This is a genomic window from Tropicimonas sediminicola (assembly GCF_900188335.1).
GTDB lineage: Bacteria > Pseudomonadota > Alphaproteobacteria > Rhodobacterales > Rhodobacteraceae > Tropicimonas > Tropicimonas sediminicola.
This window is the reverse complement of record NZ_FZOY01000012.1, coordinates 22,486-48,956: the sequence shown is the minus strand read 5'-3', so window position 1 is coordinate 48,956 and position 26,471 is coordinate 22,486. Positions and strand designations below refer to the sequence as shown.

Sequence of the window (26,471 nt, the reverse complement as noted above, 5' to 3'; positions counted from 1 at the left end):
GGCCAGCGGCGGGCAATGTAAGGCTCTCAACAGTCGCGGCCCCCCCCTTCTTAAAGACGGTAACTTGATAGATCTGAACGGAAATTTCACGTACCCGTCGGACTTCTTCACATCTTGCCTTTCTCATCCACCTCGAACCCGCTACCCATAGATGCGGGTAGCCATTGGTTCTTGAGCGATGAAACGCTTGGAAGGGGCGCGAACGCGATGCAAAGGAATATATGGGCCATATGTGGCACTATAAGGCCAAGCTTGGTAGATGTAAAATGGTAACTGGCAACCAAGTTCGTATTGCACGCTTCGCTCTTCGCTGGTCTGTTCAGGAACTGAGCGAAAGGACTGGCGTTCCAACTCGCACAATCAAGCGCATTGAGGCTGAAAACGGTGTTCCTTCGTCCAGCGCAAGCGTGTTGCAGGCCATCCGAAATGTACTTGAAACCGCGGGCATCGAGTTTGTCGGTACGCCAACCGATCGCCCTGGGGTTCGGATTGGGAACCCGTTGGAGTAAGCATCTGCTCACCTCCAAGGGGTGTAGTCACCAGCCGTGGCAGGGTCTGATCAATGTGAAGCGTCCCAATGGAGGCTCACTTGCGTGGGTTCTTTGGAACTTGATCAAGTTGTGTAGCAAGTCTTCGACTTGGAGCGGTTCGGCGCGCAGACCTTTGGCGCTGCCGCGCACCCCGTACTCCGCCTTCCCCTCATTCCAAAGTGCCTTGCCGAAAAGGAACCCCTGACCTCGACGCATGCCTCTTTCTACAGGTGGTTATTCTGTGGACGCAATGTGCCATATGTGGTAGTTTAATCTGGATTTGTTCGTCGTGTTTTGGGGAGGTGGCGCGGGCGAGCACCATAAGAGGACTATCTTTGTGTCGAACGAACTCGCGCCTTCCGACCCGGCCCGCTTCGGCCTGACGACCTTTTCCAGTCTGCTGCCCGTGCGAGAGCACATTGTCGGCGAGGACCCAGGATCATTTCAGGGGTTTCACGACGGGATAATGCAATCTCTTGCACCGGTGACGCCCTACGAAAGCGTGATTGCGGAGAATCTCGTCGCCATCGAGTGGGAGCTGATACAGCACCGTCGGATGCGCGATGCGGGCCTGCGCAAGATCATAGGGGACGCCATCTGCGACGCTGTCGTAAAAAAGGAAAAGGCGGCTCATGACGACGCGTTGGATGAGGCCTGGGACTCCCACGTTGAATCCGGCGGCACCGAAGATGACTGGGAGGCGCCTTTCTCTTTCGATCGAGATGATGCGGCGGTCAAAGGCCGTGATCTTGCCACAAGAGCTATCTCCCGCGAGGATGTGGAATTTGCAGCAGCCTGTGACGAGATCGATGCCATGGGCATTGAGGTCGTCGAGCTCATGGGAGAAGCTTATCGTTCATCGAGCGTGACGGTCCGGAAACACGAGGAGAAGTTGCAGGAATTGGAGCGCCGCCGCCGCGAGGTCAAACGCGATTTCGACGCCCTTCAGAAGGCACGGCCCGTCGAGGCTGAGGTCATCGAACTGTGAGTAAAAATGGTATCGCCCTTCGCAACAAGGCAAACGCGCAGAAGAGCACGGGCCCCAGAACGGCGCAGGGAAGGGCGATCGTCTCCGGGAACGCCCGGAAGCATGGTGCCACTGCAAGAGCAGATCCTACGTCAGTAGCGGCGTGGGCCCGGATCATCCTGAACAATCCGGATCTGGATCCCGGTGACATCCTGAAAGGTGACAAGCGGGTCGCAGCTGCTATGGCGCTGGCGGAAGCCGAGGTGAGGCTGTGTTCTGCGCAGGCGGCCCTTGATGAGTTTGAGCTTGGGAGCAGGCAAGTACCGGATGCCCTTTATGATCTTCAGGAGTCTGCCGAAAATATCATGTCTGAATTGCGTTTGGCCAAAGTGACGGAAAGAGAGCTGCGTGAACGATTCAATCTAATAAGGCGAATCCATAAGAACGCCATTGCCGAAACGGGAAGCGGTGGACGGCGCCATAGGCTTCTGCAGCGCTACGTTCGGGAAGCCCGTGGCCACAGAAAGAGGGCCTTTCAGACCTGGTTGGCGAACCTGGCGCAAGCTGATGATTTGGCCGAGAAGGTTGCATGAGACACCGATTTACCGAAACAAAGCCAAGATGCACGCATGGGTTGTATTTGGCGCATTCTGCCTTTTCCTTCCCGTCCTGGACGACCAAATGACAGATATTGTAAGTGCTGCAAGCTATTGTGAAGGAGTTTTTTCTTCAGGAGCGCAGTCGGGAAATGGCCATTGGGATTCCCTGACACTGCCGCTTCCAACGGCCATAGCCGCCGACGAGGGCAGGGGAGCCGCGGTTGATTAAGACCGGGCCTTCGCCAGACAGCAGCAGTAACCCGCCCGGTTGCGGCCAAGGATCCGAAACCCGCAATCAAGGACCGTTCAGGGGCTGTGCTACCCGCGGCTGCGTCGCCCGGCCATTCTCTTCTACGGACAGGCGCATGACTTACACCTAAGCGGATTGAAAGACTGCATAGTCTTCGCTCGAGGACCTTCGCGGATTTGAGATCTGGTTAGTACTCAGGCTGGAACGGTAAGCGGATCACATGATCCCGAAAGAAGTCGGCCGACGTCTGTCATCACTATCAGTCGGCGCCGTTAGGAGGCGCGGCATTGAATGCTCTATCATCACTTCCGCCTAACACGTGTTTCATAGGCCGATCGCGAACCTCGCGTGGGCAACCGTTTTCTGCGGTCCAAGTTCGTCTCACGTGTCGAAGGCTATGAGCTGTGAATTTCGGAGATGCATGAACCGCACCGGGTTTGCAGCTCCAGCTCACTGGTCTGCGCTCGCTCCTCGCTCGTCTTGCCGCCCTGAGTGAAGCGGTCAGTATCGGCCTGGGCCACCGATTGGTGCGGAGACTCCCGGCTGCATCCGATCTTCGGAACGATGGCTAGGATTGCCGATGACCCATCCGGGTAGCCGTCGTGGCTGTCCAATATCATCCGCGGAGCGCGCGATCGCGGGGCTCAGACAAGTAGCGGTTCACCCTGTTGTTTCGTGCCATCAGCTCCGTTCATACTCACGTCGGAGACTGCGCCGAACTGCGCGCGGTACCACCGACAGGCAACTCAGATAGTATCCCAATTTCTACCGGCCTAGAGATGTCTCGAACTTCCCATAGATACTCGCCCCTACAATCGACAAAGTGGCAAAAATATGATAAACGAAAAGAGGTTTGGTATGGGGGTTAAAATGCCAGACAATACTGAAAACGGCTCCGCCGGTTCAGGCAGTGCCAAGAAGATCACTCGCCGACAGTTCCTGAAATCGTCAAATCAGGCTTTTGCCGTAGCGGCCACGAGTTCTCTGGTGGTTGCAGCGTCCCTAAAGGCTGATCCGGCCAGCGCTTACTCTAACCTTTGGCACGATATCAAATGCTTGTTTGGAGGGTGCCAACCGGATCCGGGAGACGTACCGACGACTGGTGGTATTCGCGGCTGACCAGGCAAGCCAGGAAGGCGTAGCATTCGCGCTGTCCTTGCAGTCGGAAGTCCATTGTTTCGCCAATGGTGTCTTCAGCCAAAGGGACTGCGTAGACCGTTGGTTTGGGTGGCTCGACTCGAAGTCTTCTTGTGGAGGCATTGGATATGGTGACTCACGAGCATCCATGAATTCGGCTTCGTTTTTGGTCGGGTTTCGCGCTGCTCGTTTGAGCATAGAGGTCGATTGATGAATGGTGCTGGGCCGCATGGGCACTGACAAGAAGGTTGTGGTTCCCGAAGCGCGAGTAAAGGCGCTATGCAACCTCCTCGAAAACCTGACCATGAGGTTTCCGCAGGACATACCTGATCTCGCGCCTCTTCTTTACGTTGCGCGAGGCATCGAGCGTGACAATCCGGTATTCCGAGATCTTAGCTTGGTACGTCTCAGAAATGTGCGCAGCATTGCGCGCCAGACGTCGGTTTCCTCTCTGGCAAACAGTGCATTCGTGATCTCAGAGCTTCGCAAGCGAGACATCCCAGTCCTCGCAATGAAGGGGACTGTCCTGTCTCAACTTGCCTATGGAGATCCAAACTTTCGGGTAAGCAACGACTTCGACTTGCTCGTAAAGCCCACGGATAGCAAGGAAGCCGTCAAGGCGCTTCAACTCATAGGATTTCGCTTTGCGAAAGAACAGGACCGGTCCGCGTGTCAGGTGCATATGACCTCACCCGTAGCGGGAACACTGGACCTTCACACGCGCTTGGCGCCACGTTGGTTTCCGCTGGCAGATGGCTTTAAAACCCGCTTCGATGATCCGTACATCGTCGGCATAGACGAACACGAATTTCCGACCTTCACTCTGCCAGAACAAATACTGTTATGCGCGATCAATGCAGTGAAAGAGTATCCGGAAAAAGTCATCCGAAAGAGCCTTGTCGACATGGCCGCACTGCTCCATCCGTTGGCAGAAGCTGACTACGGTGACCTATGGGAAGTCTCCTGTCAGCGGGGGCTGGGAAAGATTCTCCAACTCTGCTTCGCCATGCTGAAGAACCTCAATCACCCGTTGCCAGTTGGCGCCGATTTGGTCCTCAAAGCAAACCTTGGATCTCGACGGCGGGATCCTGCTTCCAGTATCGAAATGAAAGTTGAAAGAATGCTCGAGGGCGAATCCGAGCGTTCCCTCACGCAGTCTGAATTTGCACATTACCACACAGACTTGCGTGAGCGGCTGCCGGACAGGGTGAAGGCACGGGCATCGGCGTTGCTTCTTCCCGCAATCCCGTTGGCGCAAACCCGTGCTCGCGGATTGCACCGACCGGATGTCATTCTTGGTGCATTGATCCGCCGAGGGGTGACATTGGGCGGGCTCCGGGAGAGGTATGTGGAGCAACTGTGGCGTGTCCGCCCACACATACTTTATGAGTTGTTCGAGGATGGCGGATTGGTATTCGATGAATGGTCTGGACAGATTCACTCACTGAACTCAGCGGGGGCATTCCTGTTCGACCAGATAGGCACGGAGCAACCTTGGAACGAGGCCTTGGAAGCCTACCGCTCCGCGCGCGGTGTTGCCCGAACAAGCGCTCTTCGCGAGATCACCGACATCCTGACATGGTGGCACCGCAGCGGTTGGATTGGCGAGATGCAAGCCGAAGACGAAGCATTTGGCATTCATCCCAATGTTTCTGAAAGAAGTCCTGCAACTCCATCCCGTTTTGCCTACAGTGCAACCGTTTGGCATGTAGTTGTTGCGGGTGTGCCGCTTCGCGTCACCGCCGATCGCAACGTGAACCTTGGTCAGTTTGATCAGTTGATCGGGCCCTTTGTTGACATGCATGGGGGTGAGACACCCGCTGCATCGGTTATGGTCTTCAACGAGGATGATGGCGTTGTGATTGAGGTGGACGGGGAGGAAGCAGGATTCTGCATCGACCCTGCAGCGTTACCCGACATGCTATTAGACACGATCCTTGTAGCTGCCGTTGGGCACTTGCCATATGCCTTCTATCTTCACGCGGCGCTGTTAGAGATATCGAAGGGAGGTGTATTGCTTCCGGCACCCTCTGGGAGCGGGAAGAGCACTTTGTCAATTGCTCTTTCACATAGAGGCGCAGAATACATCTCGGATGAGATGTCCTTTCTGAGCGGCGACTTCAGGGCCTATGGCGTTCATGTATTTCCGACCGTCAAGGAAAGCGGTTGGTCGGCGATGCGAAACCTGGTCGTGGATCTCGAGAGATTAACGGACTTCCGACGCCGCGACGGGATAACAATGAAGTATCTGACGGAAGGTTTTGTCCGAGATCCCAAGCTTGTTCCGCGTGATCTAGAGGTTCGCGCAGTGATATTCCCTGAGTTTCATCCAGGTGGCGGAAACCGTCTGGAAGAGATTGGGCCGGTTGCTTGTTTCTCAATGCTAATGGAGCAATGTCTGAGTATGAACGAAGCATTTGATGCGGCAGCTTTCCGAAGGTTGGCCAGTTTTCTCCGAGAGGTTGCATCATACAGGATGTCTTATGAAGAAACCGAGTTTGCGGTTTCCAATATTTTTGAGGTCGCTTAATCCACGGAAATGACTCGCCTCGAAAGTACGGATGCATTACTGTCAGATCAGCGTCAATCACCAACCGAGCGATCAAGAACTCATGGTTGCCTGTGCCCCATCGGTGCGTCGTACATTAACAGTCCCCTGGGATTCAGCGCAAATGCCGCCTCACACATCTACAATGACAAGATCGAGAGTATCGTTTCTCGCATCAAGAAGGAGATCTGACGCTACATTGTAGTCAACGTACTTTTTTGCCGAACCGTCAGGCTTCACGTTATAGAGCGTTAGTTCCTTTATCTCGAACTTCAGAAGCTCATCCCTATTATCTTTGTCCTCGAAGATCTTTATCGGAATTTTTACGACATCATTTTTGTTTTTGTGCGAGATCGTGAACTTGAATGTGTCGTTGCCGAGGGATTTCACCAAGTTTGAGTGATCAACCTTAACGTCGCCCTTCTCGTTTGTGCTGCTGCCCAAGAGCTTGAATTTAACATCGATCCGCTTAGTGATGCCATCGACATCACCGTCATTCTTGAACTTAAGAGGAACTTTGACGATCTTAGTGGCTTCCTGGACCTTATGCTCGTCTTTCTTGAATCCAAGCTTTGGTTGATTAACCTTACCGTCTACGTCCATTACTTCGACCTGAATTGGGATTGGAAGATCATAGAATTTGATACCCGCGCCTTCGCCATTGACACTCATATCCTCCAACTTCTCTTCCATCATTGCTTTTACGTCATTCAGGAATCTTTTTGGCGATGCAACGATGCAACCCTCCGAGTTGTAGGTGAAGTTCCCGTTGTGGATTTCTATGTGAGTTCGGCCGGGAACATCGGAGGTGCCGTCGTTTTTAGCGAATTCAATAACGGGCGCCGGTTTGCTTGAGTTCGTACGATAGACAGCGTCATAGGTGCCGGCCTTCACGGGGGTGGCATCGTCATAGGCTTGATACTTTGACGCATTACTAGACTTCTTCAGGTCTCCGTCTTCCCAGAACTCAATTCTCTTGACTATGCCATCTTGACCCCTTTTAACAACGAACTTCCACTCAACAATTGGGATGGCTTCGTCACCGAACTTAAGGAATTCAAAGTCCTTCATTTTAATTATTCGGCCGGAAATATCATGTGTCATTTTTACGGTAAGGTCGCCGGGGGATCCGGCAACATTTAACTTCCAATCCTCCAAGCCGCCAAGGAGTTCAATAGTATCAGTTCCATTTCCGCCATTAAGTACAGTGGAAAAGGTATCGCCCGCATCGTCATCCCAGTATTTTGCGACTACGGTGTCATTTCCGCCAAGGAGCTTGAAATTAACATCGCTTCCATCCGGCATTCGGAAGGCATCGTCAAATCTAGTGCCAAATACTTTCATTAGAACATTGGAGTGATCGAACAGCCGATCAGAAGCGCTCCCATCATTGCCAGAGGTTCTAACGCCAATTGACCCATAGTATCCGTAAAAGTTGCCATCTTGGAATGAAAGTAGATTGTCGTTTCCGCCGTAGGCGATCTTGAGATCTAACCCATCGAACTCATAGCGAAAGTTTGTAGGAGTAACTTCGCTGATTTCGGTCGCCCATTGTTCCATTGCGTCCATATAGGCGTCTTTATCCGCCTTCATCAAGCTAAAGGCTGCAGAATAATTTTGGGCGCTATAGGATGATTGCACGAAAGAATTGATGTCGGGAATTGCAGGGATGTCCCCGGTGATTGTTAACTTGACATTGTCTTCGTAGCTTTGCTCAAGGAGCAAAGAGCTAAGTGTAGGAAGAGTGACTCTGGGGTCGGGTCCATCGCCAACCGTGAGTGTATTAGATGCTGGTTCTCCGTCTACGAGGTATTTAATCGTTACTTCTTTCTGACCTTCGTAATCATAAAGATAGGTCCAAATGGTCGGAAACGAGTCCCCGAACCAATAGGTCTCTTGAACTCCACGAGACGAGCCTCTGTAGTCAAAGATATGCAAGTTCCCCCTCCCAAGCTTATTATCTTTCAATTATTTCAGGCCACTATGCCAAAATTTGGTGTTCGTTGCAACTTTGGCGGAGCGGTCAGTCAACTGAAATTCCCCAAGTAGGGTCAGGACCCATTGATTTCCGACTGGCTGCGTAAGTCACGGTTCCGAAAACGAGCGGTGAACTTGTCTGATCTCTTTTGGCTGAGCGACGCCCAAGTGGCGCGTCTGAAGCCCTTGTTTCACAAGTCCCGTGGCAAGCCTTGCGTTAATGACAGGCGCGTGTTGATCGGGATTATCTTCATCTGCTGCAATGGCTTACGGTGGCGCGATGCGCCTCCGGAATACGGCCGGCACAAAACGCTCTAAAACCGTTGGAAGCGTTGGAGCTACAAAAGCGTGTTTGCCCGGATGATGGCCGGGCTGGCGGCAGAACACGGCGAGGAGAAAACCGTGATGATCGACGCGACCTATCTGAAGGCACACAGGACAGCGTCAAGTATGGGCGTGAAAATGGGGGGCGTGAACGTCTGATTGATCGAACCAAGGGCGGCATGAACACAAAGCTGCACGCCATCTGCGACAGCCAGAGACGCCCGCTCGACCTGTTCGTCACGGCAGGACGGGTCAGCGACTACATCGGCGCACGGGCGTTGTTGAGCAGCCTGCCAAATGTCGAATGGCTTCTCGGAGATCGTGGTTATGACGCCGACTGGTACCGGGAAGCGTCGAAAGACAAAGGGATTCGCCCCGGTATCCCAAGTCGGAAGCAGGGCAAGACCCCGGTGAATTACGACAAACGCCGATACAAGAGGCGCAACCGGATCGAGTTCATGTTCGGCAGGCTCAAGGATTGGCGCCGCGTAGCAACCCGGTACGACAGGTGCCCGAAGGTCTTTCTCTCAGCCATCGCACTGGCAGCAACCGTCATCTAATGGCTATGAGTCGTGACCCTGGTTTAGTCGCCGGAGAGCATTTCCTGCACAAAGCCAACTGCTGTTTAAGTCCACAACCTGAGTCCTAAATAGAAAGCTCGTCTGGCGACTCATAAATCTGAACTCCGAAATCCAACGCTGAGAAATCCATCAGCTTCTTCATCTGCCATTTTTCTTGAGACTGACGAACCCAATCTCCATTCTTCCAGCGCATGAAGTCGGCGTCAACTAGCGTGAAGTCAGCTCGACCGACGGTTTTGGATTGGAAATTGAACTTGAAACTGTCGTGACTCTCCTTGAGTTCGACCTTAAGTCGATCGCCGTCGAATTCTACACTTTCGACCCCTTTGCCCTTTCTTATCGAAGTTGCAATCTTTGCGGCCTTTGCGCCTGCGGACTTGAGGTCGTATTCTAGATAGACGCGTTTCGTAATGGAGTCGTTTGCCCCATCATCAAGAGCAAAACGGACCGACCCAGCATCTCCGGCCTCTACCTTCTTTACCTTCCCCCCTGCACGTTCGAGTGTAGGTTGTGCAACGTTGCCATATAGCTCGACGGAGAGGGGAAATATCAGCTGATAGGTTTTTTTACCTCCCAGCGTGTCGACGGGGCCAGCGTCTGCCAGAGCTTCAGTCAGAGGGAAAAGAAGTTGCCTCAGGTCGCTTCCCGGCAATACGATGCAACCATCTGATGACTGTGTGCTCCCACCCTTGTGAATCTGTATTGCGGTACGTTTGGGCGAGACCCCATCTCCCAGAACAGTTGTTGTGCCATCCTCTTGGTCGGACAATTCAATTCGCCAGTTCTTGCCATCTGCAATTATACCGGGAGTGCTTGATGGCTTGAAGCGCACCATCGCTCCATAAGAGCCGTTCGGTATTGGTGTGGCATCATCAAAGTAGGCCGGAATTGATCTAATCTGAATGTCGTTCTGGTACAGTTCGACTTGAGCGTTTCCATCGTCCCAGCGACCGATAACAAATTTCCAGTTCACTAATGGCATTGTTTTGTCAGAAAACTTTGCGAACTCTACGTTGCGAATTCGATCTGCACCGTCAACGCGGGCAATGACATCTTGGCCATCCATGGAAAAGTTCTTTCGACCTTCAGTCCAGGATTTCGAGAATCGAACCGTATCCCGATCACCCTCGCCACCGTCTAGGTAATCCCCGCCCTTTCCGCCGATTAGTACATCGTTATCCGCTCCGCCAAAAAGATAGTCCTTCCAACGCCCACCATGAAGCCTGTCATCTCCAGAATCGCCGTAAACGTACTCAACCGGAGCGACCTGCCCGGAAGAAAGTGCACCTTTATCGCTAACCCCGGTATACTTATCGGCTCCACCACGTAAGTGTACTATGCTATTGGATGTCCCTCCGAACACGACGTCTGAGGCCTCGCCGCCAAAGACTTCATATCTTTCTGCTGAAAACTTCCTAAGGTCGATGCGGTTGCCGTTAATGCTGTCAGTATCGCCCAGAGAAATATGTAGAGTGTCCTGATTGCCGATTAGGTCGAAAATTGTGCGCCCGGAAATTTCGTTGAGCTGAACACCGTTGCCGCCTGTGCCTCCGCCGTCATTTTGGATGGCTGTATATTGAAAATTTATTCGATCCACATGGCTATTCTTTGCCACGTTGTAATATGATGTCCCTCCAGCGGCATTCGAAAATGGCGATGAGTAATACCCTGGAAGTGGATCACCTGATATGCGAGCCGTAAGCCTTGGAATGTGAAAGTAACCTAAACTACTTTCAAAGGCGGCAGTCCCCGTTGACGGATCAAACCAAGTCATCCTCATTCCACTTATCACCGTGGAATACTCGCTGCCGTTTGGGAAATCCCTTCCGCCTGGGCCGCTATAGATTTGATGAAACGACATTGTTTCCTTCTCCCAAAACTACTATTTTTCCGAGCATGTCGCACTTGGCTGGCTTCTTAGGAGCTTAAGGGCATCTGGCAGTGGTCTCCAAACATTTTCGGCCTGACCTATTGAACGGTAGCTGAAAAGCCCGATGAGCCAGGTCTGTCGGTGCCAAGACAGTGCCCGCGGCATTGTCTACGCCAGACAGTCCATTTCTCGATCTACTGTAACAGGACCGCGCCTTCTAATCTCTGGGTCGACGCATTATTTGGGAGGATAACGACGCCATCAGTGTGTCGATTGATCTCGCCGTTCAGACGCTCGATGGGGTTCTTGCTGTGGAGCGATGCCCGTAGTGGAGACTCCCAATACAGCGCAATGTTCTATGCAGGTATCCTATCTGATGCCGTCCTGCTTCACACAGATCACGTCCTACCATAAATCCGAAGCGCAGCGCTGCAATGAGCGCTATTGTCTGCAGTTGGAGAGCTAAGCGGATTTGAAATCCTCTGAGTAGATGGCCCGCTTCTGCCACCAATCCCGGGCGGCGCTGTTGTGGGTCGCTGCATTGTAAACGCTGTCAAGACCCCCGCCTGGCGCGTTGTTCGCGAGCCGATCGCGTACCTCGCGGAACATGGACGCCCAAGGCAAGGCGAAATGGTTAGTGGCATTCCTGCGGCTCAGGCATCAGGGAGGCCACCAGCGCTGGCATGCAGAGCCGCAAGGGCCTCGACCTTCTGCTGCACCTCTTCAGGCGGTTCGCAAGCGCGGCGCTTGGCAAGGTCAACATGGATCATCAACTGGTCGCACGTGGCGAGCAGAGTGCCATCGGTCTCTCGCCGCATTTCGTGGAAACATCGTATCTTCTTGCGCGCGCCTTCCGTCACCCGGGTATGCACAACGAAGCGCTCGCCCGCATGTGTTTCGGCAAGGAATTTCGTTTCGGTCTCTACTGTGAAGTAGCTCAGACCCGAAGCGATGTAATCCTCGTCGGCGCCGACTAACGCCATGACTGCCTCGGCGGCGTCGGAGAACACCTGCCCGTAGCGGCTTTCGTTCATGTGCCCATTCAGGTCGGTCCAGTCGGTGGGCACGACCCGACGGGCGGTCATCAGATTGGCGGCGGGGGCGAGCGCAGGCCGAAGCCGGCGCTCGTGGTCTAGGAGGAGCCGCCCGGCTGCGCTCCCCTGCTGTTTCAGGGCGCGAAGCATGGCCACGAGGTTGTTGTCGCGCTTTCGCTCCAACTCGCGGATCGTCATGTGCCCCGACTGGGCGTTGGACAGGTCGACAAGCTTATGGATAAGTTCTTCGGTCAATTCCGGAACATCCACGAGCTTGGTCCAAGGCCATTGCAGTGCCGGGCCGAACTGGCGGATGAAATGCTCCATTCCCGCCTCTCCACCGGCAATGCGGTAGGTCTCGAATAGGCCCATTTGAGCCCATCTCAGGCCAAAGCCGAAGCGGATCGCGTCGTCGATTTCCTGCGTTGTGGCAATGCCATCGTCTATCATCCAGAGGGATTCCCGCCACACCGCCTCAAGCAAACGGTCTGCGATATGAGCGTCGATCTCGGCCCGAACTATAAGCGGATGCATCCCCATTGCGCCAAGTATGGCCTTGGTCTTGGCGAGTATCGATGGCGCCGTCTGCCCGGATGCTACTACCTCAACCAGTGGCAGCAGATAGACCGGGTTGAACGGGTGGGTGACGATGATCTGTTCGGGCCGCGGGGCCCCCTTCTGTAGAGTTGAGGGCTTGAACCCGCTGGTCGAGGAACCGATCACAGCGAGCGGGTCGCAGTCGGCTTGGATCTCAGCAAGGGTGGCGTGTTTCAGCTCCAAACATTCCGGTACGCTCTCCTGTATCCACTCGGCGCCCTCGACGGCCTCGCCGATGCTCGGATGAAAGGAGAGGGCTCCCTCCGGCGGCAACGCGCAATCGTAGAGCATCGGCAGCCCATGGCGGGCGTTGCTGAGCACGTCGCCAATCTTGCGCTTGGCCTCCGGGTCGGGGTCGAATACCCTGACATTCCAGCCATTGAGCAGGAACCGCGAGGTCCAGCCGCCGCCGATTACCCCTCCACCGACTATTGCAGCCGTTCCTTTCATGGCACTAGGGTCTCTGTATGTCCGTCGATGGCCAGGATCTGACCCGAAATCCGCGCGGCGGCAGGCGAGGCTAGAAACAGCACGACCTCCGAGATGTCATCCACCTTTACCCAGCTTCGCATCGAGACACTCCTAACGTATTGCGCGCGCACCTCGTCCTCTGACTTGCCGCTTGCCGCGGCTTCCATCGCGACGACCCGGTCCATTCGAGGGCCTTCAACGGCGCCGGGGCAGATTGCATTCACCCGAACGCCCGCTGGACCGAGTTCCATCGCTAGAGTCTTCGTTAACCCGATGACGCCCCATTTTGCAGAGGCATAAGGCGAGCGCATCGGATACCCGAACTGCCCGGCGGTCGATGACGTCACAATTATCAGCCCGTGGCCCTGCGCGCGCATCATCCGCGCCGCCCAGCGACAGGTGAGAAAGGCGCCGTGCAGGTTGGCAGCCACGCAGGCCTGCCAGTCGCCGTAATCCAACGACTCAATGCGCCCGGCCGGGCCACCGGTGCCGGCATTGGCACAGACCACGTCGATCTGCCCCCACTCCGACTCGACCCGGCCGAGGAAGGCGTCCATCGCGGCCTCGTCGGTCACGTCGGCCTCTACCGCTATTGCTCCGGGAATGGCATCGGCCACCAGCGCAACGGCCTGCGGATCGGTATCGCAGATCGCCACCCTGTCGCCGCGCCCGGCAAAGGCCTCGGCAAGTCCGCGGCCGATGCCGCCGCCGCCCCCAGTAATAAGGACATTCTGGCCCATCAACGTGGCGCCCGCTTGACCAGGCCAAGCTTCTCGCGCACCTCGGCCGGGCCGATTACCCGCGCGCCGATGCTCTCGACGATCGTGACCGCACGTTCGATCAGCTGCTCATTGGTCGCCAACTTTCCCTTGGACAGCCAGAGGTTGTCTTCAAGACCCACCCGAACGTTGCCGCCCGCAAGCACTGCGGCGGCGACATAGGCCAACTGGTGCCGACCAAGCGCGAAAGCGGAAAACGTCCAGTCGTCCGGCACGTTGTTGACCATGGCCATGAAGGTGTTGAGATCGTCCGGGGCGCCCCAGGGAACGCCCATGCAGAGTTGCACCAGTGCATTCGCGTCCAGCACGCCATCGGCGACGAGTTGCTTGGCATACCAGAGGTGCCCGGTGTCGAACGCCTCGATTTCGGGCTTGACCCCAAGCTCGGTCATCCTGCGGGCCATTTCGGTCAGCATACCGGGCGTGTTGGTCATTACGTAGTCGGCTTCGGCGAAGTTCATCGTGCCGCAATCCAGCGTGCAGATCTCGGGTAGGCATTCGGCGATGTGAGCAACGCGTTCTTCGGCGCCTACCATGTCAGTCCCGGCAGCTGGTGGCAGCGGCTCTTCGGTGCCGCCTAGAACGAGGTCGCCACCCATGCCGGCGGTCAGGTTCAGCACGACATCGACATCAGCTGCGCGGATACGGTCCGTCACTTCGCGGTAATAGGCGAGATCGCGCGATGGCACGCCGGTGTCGGGATCGCGCACGTGGCAATGCACCACTGCGGCGCCCGCTCTGGCCGCGGCAATCGCGCTGTCGGCGATCTGCTTCGGCGAGCGTGGCACATGTGGGCTTCGATCCTGGGTGGACCCCGAGCCGGTCACGGCGCAGGTGATAAAGACGTCGTTGTTCATGGCGAGAGGCATTGCGAACTCCACATGGAAATTTCCCCATGCTAAGTCATCCGGGAGGACAACACGTCATGCCGAAAGAGACATTCATCATGCTGAAATGGACAAACTCTCTCGGTCCACCCGTATCCGTCACAATCTTGATATTCGATCGGTTCTCGCACCTTTGTCTCGCCAATTGCGTCGAACCATTGCAAGCGGCCAACAGGGTGGCGCGAGCGAGGGCGTTCGATGTCAAGATTGTCACCCTTGATGGCGCGCCGGCGCAATCATCGAGTGGGATACAGGTCGTGCCCCATTCGAAGCTGTCGGAGATGCCTGCGTACGATGCGCTCGTCATTCTGGCGAGCTATGATCACCTCAGGCACGACACGCGGGCTACTCGTCGAGCCCTAGTTGCGGCGAGTCAGAAAGCCCCTGTCACCGCAGCACTCGACGCAGCGCCATGGCTGTTGGCCTCGGCCGGACTGCTAGACGGGCGGCGGGCGACCTTGCACTGGGACCTCATCGAGGCCTTTTCAGAGACCTTTCTGGCAGTTGCCGCCGAGCGGACCAACGTGGTGCGCGACGGACCTTTTGTGACCTGCGCGGGTGTTCTCGCAGCGATGGACCTGTCATTGGGCCTCGTCGAGCAGTCTCTGGGTGTTGCTGCCCGGATGAGCGTCAATTCGCTGTATGCCCGCAGGGATTATTCCGCCTCGGCATGGTCAGAAAACGCGGCAGACCCCATGGTTGCTCGGGCCCTCGACTTGATGCGCAACAATTTCGAACACCCGCTGTCGCTCGACGCCTTGGCATACGCCCTGTCCTGCCAGCCACGAACCCTCAATCGACGGTTTCGCTCGCGGCTCGGGGCGCCACCGGGCAAGGTCTACCGCCACCTGCGCCTTGCCTCGGCACGCTCCATGCTCGAAAGCCGAGCGTTAAGCGTTGCGGAAGTCTCTGTACGCTGCGGCTACGAATCCCCTGCGGCGCTGGCGCGGGCGATCCGCCGCGAATACGGCGCGACGCCCTCGCAGCTCAGAGCCGGACAGCAAGACGGAGCGATATAGCAAGGCCGCCCCCTATTCGGCCCGCGGGAAACGCCGCGCGTTCTCAAGGTCGTTCAGATTAAAGTGATTGCGCATGTAGCGTTCAGAGGCTTTCTGGAGCGGTTGAAAATCCCACGGAAAGTGACCGCCGCTGCGCAGCGCGTCGTAAACGACCAACCGCCGCGCCTGGCTTTCACGCACCGCCGCGTCGAACGCCGCGAGATCCCAGCGGGCCTCCAACTTTGCGCGCAGGCTTGCGCGGGTGCCTTGGTGCGAGGGGACCTCGGCAAGGTTGCTTAGCTCATGTGGGTCAACCTCCAGATCGAAGAGCTGATCCGGGTCGACCACGCATCGCACGTATTTCCATTTGCCGTAGCGCAGGGCGACCACCGGCGCAACGGAAGCCTCTGCTGCATATTCCATTGCCACCGGTGCGGACCGCTCTCCTCCTTGCGCCAGAGGGACGAGGCTTTCGCCGTGGGTACTAGCTGCGAAGTCGCCTGTATCCATACCCGCAATATCGCAAAGCGTCGGGCAGACATCGAGCGTGGAGACCGGAGCATTGATCCGCCCCGGCGCCATGGAAGGGGCCGAAATCATCAGCGGCACCCGGGCTGAGCCTTCGAAGAACGACATCTTGAACCAAAGGCCCCGCTCGCCAAGCATGTCTCCATGGTCGGAAACGAAGATGATGGTTGCCTCCTGCCGCGATGCCTTTAGCGCCATCAGGATCTCGCCGATCTTGTCGTCAAGGTAGCTGATGTTGGCGAAATAGGCGCGCCGCGATCGGCGGATTTGCTCGTCGGTGATCTCGTAGTTCCGCCAGTCGTTGGCATCGAAGATGCGCCGTGAATGAGGATCCTGCTCCTCGTAGTCCAGCGCAGGTACCTCGGGCATCAGATACGCGCAGTTTTCATACAGGTCCCAATATTTCCGCCGGGCAATGTAGGGATCGTGCGGATGGGTGAAACTAACAGTCAGGCACCACGGCCGATCATCACCGCTTCTTGCAAGATCATAGAGCTTTCTGACTGCATGGAAGGCAACTTCATCGTCGTAGTCCAGCTGATTGGTCACCTCGGCGACACCGGCGCCGCTTACTGAGCCCAAGTTGTGATACCACCAGTCGGTCCGCTCGCCGGGTTTTCTGTAATCGGGGGTCCAGCCAAAATCGGCCGGATAGATATCGGTCGTCAGGCGTTCTTCGAATCCGTGTAGCTGGTCTGGACCGACGAAATGCATCTTGCCGCTGAGGCAAGTCTGGTAGCCGGCACGCCTCAGGTAATGGGCGAATGTGGGAATGCTGGATTGGAACTCTGCCGCATTGTCGAAGACGCCCGTGGTGGAGGGCAATAGGCCCGACATGAAAGCGGCCCTGCCCGGAGCGCAAAGTGGCGATCCGGTATATGCATTGGCAAAACGCGTCGAGCGTGCGGCGAGCGAACTCAGGTTGGGGGTGTGCAGCCAAGCCGCCGGGCCATCCGGGAAAAGTGTCCCATTCAACTGGTCAACCATCAGGATCAGGAAATTGGAACGTGGTGCCACATACGTCATTTATCCATCCATCGTTCAGGGCGCATTTGCATACCGGACGATGATGGCCTTCTTGGCGCTGCTGTTTCCGGGTGGTCGCGTCTCGCGCCGATTTCGGCCCGGCCAGCCAGTGGCGGGCCTATCGCAACCGGCCCGAAACAAAACTTTGCTCGATGGACCAACCATGCAATGCGCTCCCTGCGTGTGGCCGTAAAGTCATCTGTCGTGACCGATCCCTTCTATCCGTCACCTCTCTCGTCGAAATTGCAACCTCAGCATCAGGTATCGCCCGGTCTCTTGGCAATGCCGACTGGTTAGCAGGCCTCGCGAGCCGGCCTCGGTTTGCCCTCGAGGTGCGGCTGCGCTCGGTAACTGGAAACGAGCCCGGAGTGCGGACGTGATGGGAACAAAATCCCAAAAAGCAGTCGACTCGCCCCAAGAACCGCGACAGGATCTCGGAAACAAGAAAGTCGCAGGAATGAATTGCGACGACGTCAGGGGAGGAAATCAATGACTATCAGAAATTTGCCCAACGGCATCAGCCGTCGTGGCGTTCTCAAGGGGGCGTCCGCCCTCGGCGCAGCCTCGCTCATCCTTCCCGCCGGCGTGCGACCAGCCTCGGCGGAGCCAAAGAAAGGCGGGATTCTCCGAGTTGGCATGGGGCACGGAAGCACCTCGGACAGCCTCGACCCCGGCTCTTGGGACAACGCCTACAGCCAAGTTTTTGCCACGGCACGCCATAACAACCTGACAGAAATCGCGGCAGATGGCTCCTTGGCGCCGGAGATCGCAGAGAGCTGGGAGGCGTCGGCGGACGCCATGACCTGGACTTTCACCATCAGGCAAGGGGTCACGTTCCACAGCGGCAAGGATTTGACGCCGGAGGACGTGGTTGCCTCCATCAACTACCATCGCGGTGAGGAAAGTACCTCAGCCGCTAAGCCGATCGTCGAGAATATCACCGACATCAAGATCGACGGTCAGAACGTCGTGATTTCCTTGAACGGTGGCAATGCCGACTTCCCGTTCATCATGTCGGACTATCACATTCCGATCATGCCGGCGGTCGATGGCAAGATCGATCCAACCTCCACCGACGGGTGCGGGCCCTATGTGGTTGACAAGTTTGACCCAGGCGTCGAAGCGCTGTTGACCCGCAACCCAAATTACTGGAAGTCCGATCGCGCCCATTTCGACGGCATCGTTCTATTGCCGATCGTCGATGCCGCCGCCCGCCAGAACGCGTTGATGTCCGGCGAGGTCGACGTGATCGACCGCGTCGATCTCAACACGGTCCATCTGCTGCAGCGGGCGCCGAACATTAAGATCCTCTCGGTCTCGGGTACCCAGCACTATACCTTCATCATGGACAGCCGCGCTGATCCCTTCACCGACAACAACGTTCGGATGGCGGTCAAACACGCGGTGAACCGCGAGGAACTTGTCGAGAAGATACTGAACGGCTACGGCGTTGTCGGAAACGATCATCCTATCGGAAGGTCCAACCGCTTCCATGCCGACGATCTCGAGCAGCGCACGTACGATCCGGATAAGGCCAAGTTCTATTTGAGGGAAGCTGGGATGGACTCACTGTCCCTCACGCTGTCTGCGTCCGAGGCTGCCTTCGGTGGTGCCGTTGATGCCGCCGTCCTCATCTCAGAATCCGCTGCCGCGGCCGGGATCACGGTCGAGGTCTCCCGCGAGCCGGCCGATGGCTATTGGTCCAATGTCTGGATGCAGAAGCCGTTCGTGGCGTCGTACTGGGGCGGCCGCCCGACCGAGGATTGGATGTTCTCTACAGCCTATGCCTCCGGAGCTCCCTGGAACGAAAGCTACTGGGAACACGAAGGCTTCAACAAGCTTCTGGTCGAAGCCCGCTCCGAGCTTGACGAAGCGAAGCGGCGCGAAATGTATGTCGAAATGCAGAGACTCGTGCGCGATGAGGGCAGCACGGTTATCCCGATGTTTGCTAACTACGTTATGGCCCACACAGATGCGGTGGCCACACCGGAGCAGATAGGTGCGAACTGGACGATGGACGGTTTCCGCGCGATCGAACGCTGGTGGTTTGCGTAAGGAATGCGATAGTTCGGGGCGCAACCGTGCCCCGAACAGGTTGCTTTTCGAGCGACGGGATGTCTCGGGACGCCCTTCCGAACCGGCTTAATAAGGGTTCTGATGGCTAATATCTGGCGAATGCTCGCTCAACGGCTCGGCCTGGGTCTAGTTACACTCTTCGTGATCTCATTGCTGATCTTCGGCGCTGCGGAACTCCTTCCTGGAGACTTCGCGCAGGCCGTTCTGGGGCAATCTGCTACAGAGGAAACCGTCGCCGCCATTCGAGCGGAGTACGGATTGGACCGACCGTTTCACACAAGGTACGTAGACTGGCTCGGCAGCGCCCTGCAAGGCGATTTCGGTCAGTCGCTGGCGAACCGGAAACCCGTTGCTGACATGATTGGTGATCGATTGGCCAACACGCTGTTCCTCGCGCTGTATGCTGCCGCAATCGCCGTTCCATTGTCGCTGATGCTAGGCATTCTGGCCGCGCTTTTTCGCAACTCCATTTTCGACAGAAGCGTGAATGCCCTGGCGCTCACGTCAATCTCCTTTCCCGAGTTTTTCGTGGCTTACATCCTGATTCTTTGGCTTGCGCAATCGGGACTGTTTCCATCGATCTCTCGCTTTTCGGTCGACCTGCCGCTTGGGCAGAAGCTATACAACACATTCCTGCCGGCGCTCACACTGACACTGGTCGTGACAGCGCACATGATGCGCATGACTCGCGCCGCGATCATCAACCTGCTGGCCAGCCCCTACATCGAGATGGCGCGTCTGAAAGGAATGCCACCTTTTCGCGTGATCACTCGCCACGCCCTGCCAAATGCCCTCGCACCGATCATCAATGTCATCGCATTGAACCTAGCCTATCTCATCACCGGTGTGGTGGTCGTCGAAGTGGTTTTTGTTTACCCGGGTCTCGGGCAGTTGATGGTCGACAGCGTTGCCAAGCGGGATATCCCCGTCGTTCAAGCTGTCGCGCTGATCTTTGCGGCGGCCTATGTTCTGCTGAACCTGACGGCGGATGTGCTCTCGACGCTCACTAATCCTCGCCTCATGCACCGGCGCTAGAGGAGCGGCATGCAATTTCTGATTACAACTTTCTGGATCGTGTTCTTCGTCGCGGCAGCACTTTGCCTCGGCTGGCTATTCCGAACGATGATCATCCGGCTCGCACCGACGAATTTCGCAGCCTCAATGCGGCGGGCGCCGCTGACGGCAAGCTTCGGTATGCTGGTGATCCTGCTCTACATCTTCGTCGCTCTCTTCGCGCCTGTTCTCGCGCCATTCGGCGAGCGCGAGATCGTGGGCGGTGAGTTCCTGCCATGGAGTTCGGAACATCTGCTCGGAACTGACAATCTCGGACGGGACATGCTCACGCGGATGATCTATGGCGCGCGCAACACGGTGGGTATCGCGCTGGCCACGACCGCGCTGGCGTTCGTTGTTGGGGCCCTTCTGGGGCTGCTCGCAGCAACTGTCGGCGGTTGGCTGGATCAGGTGCTAGGGCGCACCGTCGACGTACTCATGGCGATCCCGGCGCTTATCTTCTCGCTGTTGCTGCTCACAATTTTCGGCACCTCCGTCACGACGCTCATTCTGGTTATCGCCCTGATCGATTCCACCCGCGTTTTCCGCTTAGCCCGATCAGTGGCGATCGGCATCGTGGTGATGGACTACATCGAGGCCGCGAAGCTGCGGGGCGAAGGATTATGGTACCTCATCACTCGGGAGATCCTGCCAAACGCGATGGCGCCGTTGGTGGCTGAATTCGGCCTGCGCTTCTGCTTTGTGTTTCTGGCGATCTCGGCGCTGTCCTTCCTCGGACTTGGGATCCAGCCGCCCACGGCGGATTGGGGCTCGATGGTGCGGGAGAATGCGACGCTGATTACCTTCGGAGACATAACACCGTTGTTGCCCGCGGGCGCCATCGCCCTCCTGACCGTGGCAGTGAACTTCGTGGTCGACTGGAAGCTGCACGAGGCAAGCGGGTTGAAGGAATAGGGCTATGGGTACGCAATCGAAGGACAACCCTGTTCTGCTGAGGATCCGTGATCTTCGGATCGAGGGCAGCTCGGAGGATCAGTGGACCGAGATCGTCAGAGGCGTGAACCTCACGCTTCGCAAGGGCGAAGTCTTGGGACTAATCGGCGAGTCAGGGGCCGGCAAGTCCACCATCGGACTGGCTTGTATGGGGTTCGTGCGCGATGGCTGCCGATTCTCCGATGGCAGCATCGAGTTCGATGGGATCGATTTGCGCAAGGCGTCCCGAGCCGAGGCCCGCGCCCTGCGTGGTAAGCGTATCGCCTATGTAGCGCAATCGGCCGCGGCGAGCTTCAACCCCGCACACAGGTTGATCGACCAATATTCCGAAGGGCCTGTGTTCCATGGGGTCATGTCGCGCGGGGAGGCAGAAAGCGACGCGGTCGAGCTCTACCGTCGCATGCAGTTGCCCAATCCGAACGAGATCGGGTTCCGGTACCCCCACCAGGTCTCCGGAGGCCAGCTGCAACGGGCCATGACTGCGATGGCGATGTCCTGCCGACCAGACCTCATTATTTTCGATGAGCCGACCACGGCGCTCGACGTTACCACGCAAATCGAGGTGCTGTCTGCGATCCGGGATATCATTCGACAGTTCGGAACCGCGGCGATCTATATCTCGCACGACCTTGCGGTGGTGGCGCAGATGGCCGACCGCATCAAAGTGCTGCTGCGCGGCGAGGAAGTCGAGGAAGCTGACACATATGCTATGCTGGCCCAGCCAAGGGAGGACTACACGAAGTCACTCTGGGCCGTCCGAAGCCATGCTCGCCCTGAACAGCCGCCGGTGACTGATGGAACGCCAATAGTTTCGGTCCGCAACGTAACGGCGGGCTACGGACAGACGATCATCTTGCAGGACGTCGGCTTCGACATTCACCCGCGCCGGACGGTCGCGGTGGTTGGCGAGAGCGGGTCGGGAAAATCGACCGCCGCGCGGGTCATCACCGGCCTTCTGCCACCGTCGGACGGCGAGGTGTTCTTTGATGGCGGCCTGCTGCCGCCCGATTATCGCAAGCGCAGTCGCGATCAATTGCGGCAGATCCAGATGATCTACCAGATGGCAGACACGGCCCTAAATCCGAAGTTAAGGATCCGAGACCTGATCGGGCGTCCGGCTCAGATGTACCTCGGCCTCAAGGGGCGGGCGCTCGATGATCGCGTGCGGGCGCTGCTGTCGCTCATTGAACTGGAACCGGAGGAGTACCTTGACCGGCTGCCTTCCGAATTGTCGGGAGGTCAGAAACAGCGCATCGGGATCGCCCGGGCGCTTGCGGCAGAGCCGAAGTTTATTATCTGCGACGAGGTTACTTCGGCGCTCGACCAGATCGTAGCGGAGGGAATCCTGCAACTGCTCGAACGGCTGCAGTCCGAATTCGATCTGGGCTACATGTTCATCACCCATGACCTTTCGACGGTTCGCGCGATCGCTGACGAGGTGGTGGTCATGAAGGAAGGCCGTGTAGTCGAGCAAGGCCCCAAGACAGAAATGTTTCAACCGCCCCATGACCCCTACACCGAGCTTCTTCTGTCCTCTGTTGCTGAAATGGATCCGGATTGGCTGACCAATCTGTTGGCGCAGCGTGCTGCAACCTAGGCTCCAGACCCACTGATCTTGCACCCGATGGGGGCAGGCCATGAATCGTGCTCGACATGGACAGCTCGGCCGGCGGCGACATGCTGATTCCGCATACCATCAAGTACGAAGGAACCCGGCTGGACCAATGCGTTCGCGGCCTGCAATCAATAGGTACGTGGAGCGTCACGACGTTCGAGGGACGCTCCAACAGCCACTATCGCGCGATCCGGCGAGGATGCGAAGGGCGCCACTGTCTGCGGTTGAAGATCTAAGCGGATCACAAGTCCTGAAAGCAGTCGACGCACTTTTGCCACCACTTCCGGGAGTCGCTTTTGTGGGGCGCAGCATTGTAGATACTATCAACACATCCGCCCGCTCGTGCTTGTCCGCGCCGATCAGGCCCTCGATGTCAGCAAATTCCGGACCGCCTCTCGCGCGCTCATGTCAGACGGACCTTGCGATACAAATCCACGGTGAATATCCTCCCGCCCTTCCTCCGTTAGACAAGGAAGGGAAAAGGTGGACGTATATTACGCCGCCCGCAGCAGGTTCATCCCGCGGCAACCGTGCCCGACCTTCTCACCGCCGCTCTCAGATCGTTTCCGCTGTAATCGAGGTGCAATGAACCAGTCGGAAGGCTACAGGTCTCATTGGGCGAAACCTGGACAAGGCTATCCCACGCCGCGTGGAAAACGGTCGATACCTGTAACGCCTGCATAGCTGGTGATCGTGTGGAGGCGGTGGACAACAACAAATGCATTCAATCATGCGTCCCCATGACCGTTACCCCCAACGATTACCGGGACCTCCACTCGACAGGTTTACCACAAATTCGGTCCGGATGGACGATAAGATCGAGACCAATTGGTTTCCGAGGTCGCAACGATCCACCAATCAGACCGGTTGATCGAGATACCTATGGTGCGCTCCAATGACAAACTGCGTTGGAGGCGAGATGCCATGCTGAGCCGCGGCGCGACTAGATCGTTCTCAGACGGTTGACGCCCTGGTCCGACAATGAACTTACTAGATCGTCATGTGACACGTTCTGCACCTTCACCCGGTTCCTGATTGCAAGTGCGGCGGCTGTTCCAGTCGCCTGTCCCATCGCCATGCATTGTGGCATGCCGCGGACAGATGCGAATGCAACGGGATCCGCCGACAAAATGCGCCCCGCAAACATCAGGTTGACGATCTCGGCGGGCACAAGGGAAGAAAATGGAATAGTGTAGTACTCGCCAGCCGCGGTCGCAGCGTCGTGGGTCATTGCTGCTTCCGCGCGCATCACTTCGTCAATCGGATTGTCGCAGGCCACGATGCCGTCGGAGAACTTTCTCGCCTGTGCAATGTCTTCCCCCTTCAAGCGGTAGATTCCTTGAAGTTTACGGGTTTCACGGACGCCCGATATCGGAGAGAGCATCGACATATGCGCGCGCTCGAACCCGGGCACGTCGCTTCTCAGGAATTGTGCCACCTGTAGGCAGCGCCTTCGTCCTTCCTGAGTGGCGGCGCTGACAGCAAGCGGGTCCGTTCCATCCACTCCGCGCAAATGAACAGAGTTGCAGAAAACCGTCCCATCGTGAAACCCGCGCATCAGGTACAGCTTTGCAAGATCGGGGTGCAGGCGGCCATCGGCGATGCCTCTGGCAGCATACTTTTGGAAATATGGATCCGGGTCAGCAAACGCACGCGCCCAATCCACGCCGACCATGTGGAACGAGATGGTTACAGCCATCATGTTGCCTGAGTCGTCGCCGAGCGTGTAGGGCACGCCGGCCTTGGCGGAAATGTCGCCATCGCCGGAACAGTCGATGACGATCTTTGCTTCCACTGTGAAGGGGCCAGTTCTATCGCAACAGGCGATTGACCTGATTTGATTTCCTTCCATTTGGGGCTCTAGCGCAATCGCGCCCAACCTGACTCGCACGCCTGCTTCCTCAAGCATGTCAAACATGGTCAGGGTCGCGAGGTCATGATCATAGACGATCTCGGGGCCGAAATTCTCCAGCGTGCATACTCGTTTCTCTGCCGCAGGCGGCTCCATTGACGCAAGCCGATCGAACAGTTCTTCAATCAGACCGCCAATGATCCTATCCGATGGGTAGCCGCCACCCCATGGCATGCCAGGACAAGAGGCCATCACGCCGCCGATCTTGGTCGTCGCTTCCAGCAGCAACACCCGGAGGCCTTGCCGACCTGCCGCGACGGCCGCTCCAAAACCTGCCGTCCCACCGCCGATTACGAGAACATCGGCTTGCTCATCTCTCTTGGTCAATTGCTTGCTCCGATCATTGTAGGAGAGCGAACTGAAGGCCGCCCCGGTGTTGGTGATTCAGAATAGTCGGATCAAGCAGGGGCAGGGGGGAAGATTGTTCCCTTATTCGCAGGAACGGGCGGCTAGGAAGGCGGACTGGCCGGCGGCGAGGTTCGGCAACAACACCATGCGCATACGATCGGGCGTTCTGAAACGGTGGACGGGATACCACACCCGAAGCCCCAATACCGAAGTCCGGACACGTCTGTATTCGAGCTCTGCTCGCTTTGCGCCGTCGCCGGCCCCGGCCAAGGGCGAGGTCACGTCAGCGGAAAAAACTTTCGGAGACCATGAGGATTCCTCTGGCGAATGCCAGTCAATCAACGACCCGTTGCATGATCCTAGACGCATTTCAAACCCGCGCGTATCCTTTCACTCGGGAGTTTTCAGAGGGGGGAGTCCCACATGTCCATATTCGAACATCGCCCAGGCTTCGTTGCGGTCTTTGCCCTTTCGATGCTCGGCGCCATCGATAGCAGCGCACAATCGGCCGATAATTCTGAGGAAATGTCGTTCTTCGTCAGCAGCCGAGGTTCCGGTGACGGTGCCAATTTCGGCGGCCTGGAGGGGGCTGACGCACATTGCAATGCGCTAGCCGCAGCAGCCGGCTCGACACGGACCTGGGCCGCGTATCTCAGCACGAGCATGGTGGTAAGGCGGACCGACAATGGCTTTGAGATCACCGATGGCGTCAGCGCTCGGGACCGGATAGGATCTGGTCCCTGGTACAATTCCGATGGTGTTCTGATCGCGCAGGACGTTGAGGAACTGCATGGCGACAACAACATCAATGTCGAAACGGCGCTCGACGAGAACGGCGACCCGATCAACGGACGAGGCGGAGACGAGCCGCTCGAGCACGACATCCTGACAGGCTCGGACTTCAACGGGCAATTCTCGACAGCTGGCCAGCTTACGACCGCGGGCGCCGACACAACATGCAGCAATTGGACCAGCAACGGTGAAGGTTCTGCCATTGTTGGGCACCATGACCGCGCGGGGTTGAACGAGTCCATGAACATGGTTTCGTGGAACTCGTCCCATGGCACCGCGGGATGTGGCGAGGACGATTTGCCGAGCACCGGTGGCGTGGGCCTGATCTACTGCTTCGCGACGGACTAAGGCTTACGGGCAATGGCAGCCTGAGCCATGAGCCCCGGAAGATCTCCCGCCGGGTGGCCCAAACGGCGGTAACAAGCCGCGACCCCGAAACTCCAATCCGAACTGGCACATAGGGATGGGGTGGGACGTAGCTTTCGGGAAGCTCAAGACAACTCGAGGCGGGCAGGGCTTGGGATACTGTCTGGTTTATCTGTCGATCGTGGGTGGTGACGCCTTGGTACGTCACCACGAAGCACGTCCTCGCGCATCCTTCGCTGTTTCTTGCCGTCT

Annotated in this window: 17 protein-coding genes and 1 pseudogene; 10 read left to right on the top strand and 8 right to left on the bottom strand. The window is 57.1% G+C overall.

Annotation, left to right across the window (positions count from 1 at the left end; translation table 11 throughout):
• Positions 1-867: 867 nt before the first annotated feature.
• From CHB86_RS22205 to CHB86_RS22190, 3 genes are all read left to right on the top strand, one after another.
• Positions 868-1,518 carry a hypothetical protein gene (locus CHB86_RS22205; protein WP_141134961.1) on the top strand — a complete coding sequence of 217 codons (651 nt, stop codon included), beginning with the start codon at positions 868-870 and terminating at the stop codon, positions 1,516-1,518.
• The gene (locus tag CHB86_RS24345) at positions 1,515-2,090 is read left to right on the top strand and encodes a hypothetical protein (RefSeq protein ID WP_141134960.1); all 576 of its coding nucleotides are present in this window, start codon (positions 1,515-1,517) and stop codon (positions 2,088-2,090) included. Before CHB86_RS22205 ends, CHB86_RS24345 begins: the two co-directional genes overlap by 4 nt.
• Positions 2,091-3,697: 1,607 nt before the next feature.
• Positions 3,698-6,013, top strand: coding sequence for a nucleotidyltransferase family protein (locus CHB86_RS22190; RefSeq protein WP_089235309.1), 2,316 nt, complete (start codon positions 3,698-3,700; stop codon positions 6,011-6,013).
• 150 nt (positions 6,014-6,163) lie between these two features.
• Here CHB86_RS22190 and CHB86_RS24335 read toward each other — a convergent pair whose 3' ends face one another.
• Positions 6,164-7,969 (bottom strand): hypothetical protein, encoded by a 1,806-nt coding sequence (locus CHB86_RS24335; protein ID WP_141134958.1) that lies wholly within the window; start codon positions 7,967-7,969, stop codon positions 6,164-6,166.
• A gap of 174 nt (positions 7,970-8,143) precedes the next feature.
• On the opposite strand from CHB86_RS24335, the pseudogene CHB86_RS22180 reads away from it, so the two are divergent.
• Positions 8,144-8,892 (top strand): annotated as a pseudogene (locus CHB86_RS22180) (IS5 family transposase).
• 85 nt (positions 8,893-8,977) lie between these two features.
• Here CHB86_RS22180 and CHB86_RS25250 read toward each other — a convergent pair.
• From CHB86_RS25250 to bcoG, 5 genes are all read right to left on the bottom strand, one after another.
• Positions 8,978-10,774, bottom strand: a complete 1,797-nt coding sequence (locus CHB86_RS25250) for a hypothetical protein (protein ID WP_141134957.1) — start codon at positions 10,772-10,774, stop codon at positions 8,978-8,980.
• Between the two features lie 203 nt (positions 10,775-10,977).
• Positions 10,978-11,130: a transposase gene (locus CHB86_RS24325; protein WP_425445437.1), complete on the bottom strand. Its 153-nt coding sequence runs from the start codon at positions 11,128-11,130 to the stop codon at positions 10,978-10,980.
• A gap of 306 nt (positions 11,131-11,436) precedes the next feature.
• Positions 11,437-12,864 (bottom strand): carnitine 3-dehydrogenase, encoded by a 1,428-nt coding sequence (locus CHB86_RS22170; protein WP_089235306.1) that lies wholly within the window; start codon positions 12,862-12,864, stop codon positions 11,437-11,439.
• Entirely contained in the window at positions 12,861-13,625 is a 765-nt protein-coding gene (locus tag CHB86_RS22165; RefSeq protein WP_176442981.1) for an SDR family oxidoreductase, read from the bottom strand. The genes CHB86_RS22170 and CHB86_RS22165 overlap by 4 nt, the downstream gene beginning before the upstream one ends.
• Positions 13,625-14,533: a 3-dehydrocarnitine:acetyl-CoA trimethylamine transferase BcoG gene (gene bcoG / locus CHB86_RS22160; protein ID WP_089235343.1), complete on the bottom strand. Its 909-nt coding sequence runs from the start codon at positions 14,531-14,533 to the stop codon at positions 13,625-13,627. The genes CHB86_RS22165 and bcoG overlap by 1 nt, the downstream gene beginning before the upstream one ends.
• Positions 14,534-14,589: 56 nt before the next feature.
• Here bcoG and CHB86_RS22155 point away from each other — a divergent pair, with 56 nt between their 5' ends.
• A complete protein-coding gene (locus CHB86_RS22155; protein WP_245838286.1) occupies positions 14,590-15,570 on the top strand; it encodes a GlxA family transcriptional regulator in 981 nt (326 codons plus the stop codon).
• A gap of 12 nt (positions 15,571-15,582) precedes the next feature.
• On the opposite strand, the gene betC is transcribed toward CHB86_RS22155, so the two are convergent.
• Positions 15,583-17,103 (bottom strand): choline-sulfatase, encoded by a 1,521-nt coding sequence (betC, locus tag CHB86_RS22150; protein ID WP_089235304.1) that lies wholly within the window; start codon positions 17,101-17,103, stop codon positions 15,583-15,585.
• Between the two features lie 489 nt (positions 17,104-17,592).
• Between betC and CHB86_RS22145 the strand changes: the two genes are divergently transcribed.
• The 4 genes from CHB86_RS22145 (at position 17,593) to CHB86_RS22130 (ending at position 22,783) form a co-directional block, all read left to right on the top strand.
• A complete protein-coding gene (locus tag CHB86_RS22145; RefSeq protein ID WP_089235303.1) occupies positions 17,593-19,158 on the top strand; it encodes an ABC transporter substrate-binding protein in 1,566 nt (521 codons plus the stop codon).
• 102 nt (positions 19,159-19,260) lie between these two features.
• Positions 19,261-20,214, top strand: a complete 954-nt coding sequence (locus tag CHB86_RS22140) for an ABC transporter permease (RefSeq protein ID WP_089235302.1) — start codon at positions 19,261-19,263, stop codon at positions 20,212-20,214.
• A 9-nt stretch (positions 20,215-20,223) separates the two neighbouring features.
• Entirely contained in the window at positions 20,224-21,147 is a 924-nt protein-coding gene (locus tag CHB86_RS22135; RefSeq protein ID WP_176442980.1) for an ABC transporter permease, read from the top strand.
• A gap of 4 nt (positions 21,148-21,151) precedes the next feature.
• Positions 21,152-22,783, top strand: a complete 1,632-nt coding sequence (locus tag CHB86_RS22130; protein ID WP_089235301.1) for an ABC transporter ATP-binding protein — start codon at positions 21,152-21,154, stop codon at positions 22,781-22,783.
• 961 nt (positions 22,784-23,744) lie between these two features.
• On the opposite strand, the gene CHB86_RS22125 is transcribed toward CHB86_RS22130, so the two are convergent.
• The gene (locus CHB86_RS22125; protein ID WP_089235300.1) at positions 23,745-25,040 is read right to left on the bottom strand and encodes an FAD-dependent oxidoreductase; all 1,296 of its coding nucleotides are present in this window, start codon (positions 25,038-25,040) and stop codon (positions 23,745-23,747) included.
• 444 nt (positions 25,041-25,484) lie between these two features.
• Between CHB86_RS22125 and CHB86_RS22120 the strand changes: the two genes are divergently transcribed.
• Positions 25,485-26,201, top strand: coding sequence for a hypothetical protein (locus tag CHB86_RS22120; RefSeq protein ID WP_176442979.1), 717 nt, complete (start codon positions 25,485-25,487; stop codon positions 26,199-26,201).
• The last annotated feature ends 270 nt before the right edge of the window (positions 26,202-26,471 follow it).

Coding starts and splice junctions, on each gene's coding strand:
- CHB86_RS22190 (WP_089235309.1), top strand. CDS start 3,698: ATGGTGCTGGGCCGCATGGGCACTGACAAGAAGGTTGTGGTTCCCGAA.
- CHB86_RS25250 (WP_141134957.1), bottom strand. CDS start 10,774: ATGTCGTTTCATCAAATCTATAGCGGCCCAGGCGGAAGGGATTTCCCA.
- CHB86_RS22170 (WP_089235306.1), bottom strand. CDS start 12,864: ATGAAAGGAACGGCTGCAATAGTCGGTGGAGGGGTAATCGGCGGCGGC.
- CHB86_RS22165 (WP_176442981.1), bottom strand. CDS start 13,625: ATGGGCCAGAATGTCCTTATTACTGGGGGCGGCGGCGGCATCGGCCGC.
- bcoG (WP_089235343.1), bottom strand. CDS start 14,533: ATGCCTCTCGCCATGAACAACGACGTCTTTATCACCTGCGCCGTGACC.
- CHB86_RS22155 (WP_245838286.1), top strand. CDS start 14,590: ATGCCGAAAGAGACATTCATCATGCTGAAATGGACAAACTCTCTCGGT.
- betC (WP_089235304.1), bottom strand. CDS start 17,103: ATGACGTATGTGGCACCACGTTCCAATTTCCTGATCCTGATGGTTGAC.
- CHB86_RS22145 (WP_089235303.1), top strand. CDS start 17,593: ATGACTATCAGAAATTTGCCCAACGGCATCAGCCGTCGTGGCGTTCTC.
- CHB86_RS22140 (WP_089235302.1), top strand. CDS start 19,261: ATGGCTAATATCTGGCGAATGCTCGCTCAACGGCTCGGCCTGGGTCTA.
- CHB86_RS22135 (WP_176442980.1), top strand. CDS start 20,224: ATGCAATTTCTGATTACAACTTTCTGGATCGTGTTCTTCGTCGCGGCA.
- CHB86_RS22130 (WP_089235301.1), top strand. CDS start 21,152: ATGGGTACGCAATCGAAGGACAACCCTGTTCTGCTGAGGATCCGTGAT.
- CHB86_RS22120 (WP_176442979.1), top strand. CDS start 25,485: ATGTCCATATTCGAACATCGCCCAGGCTTCGTTGCGGTCTTTGCCCTT.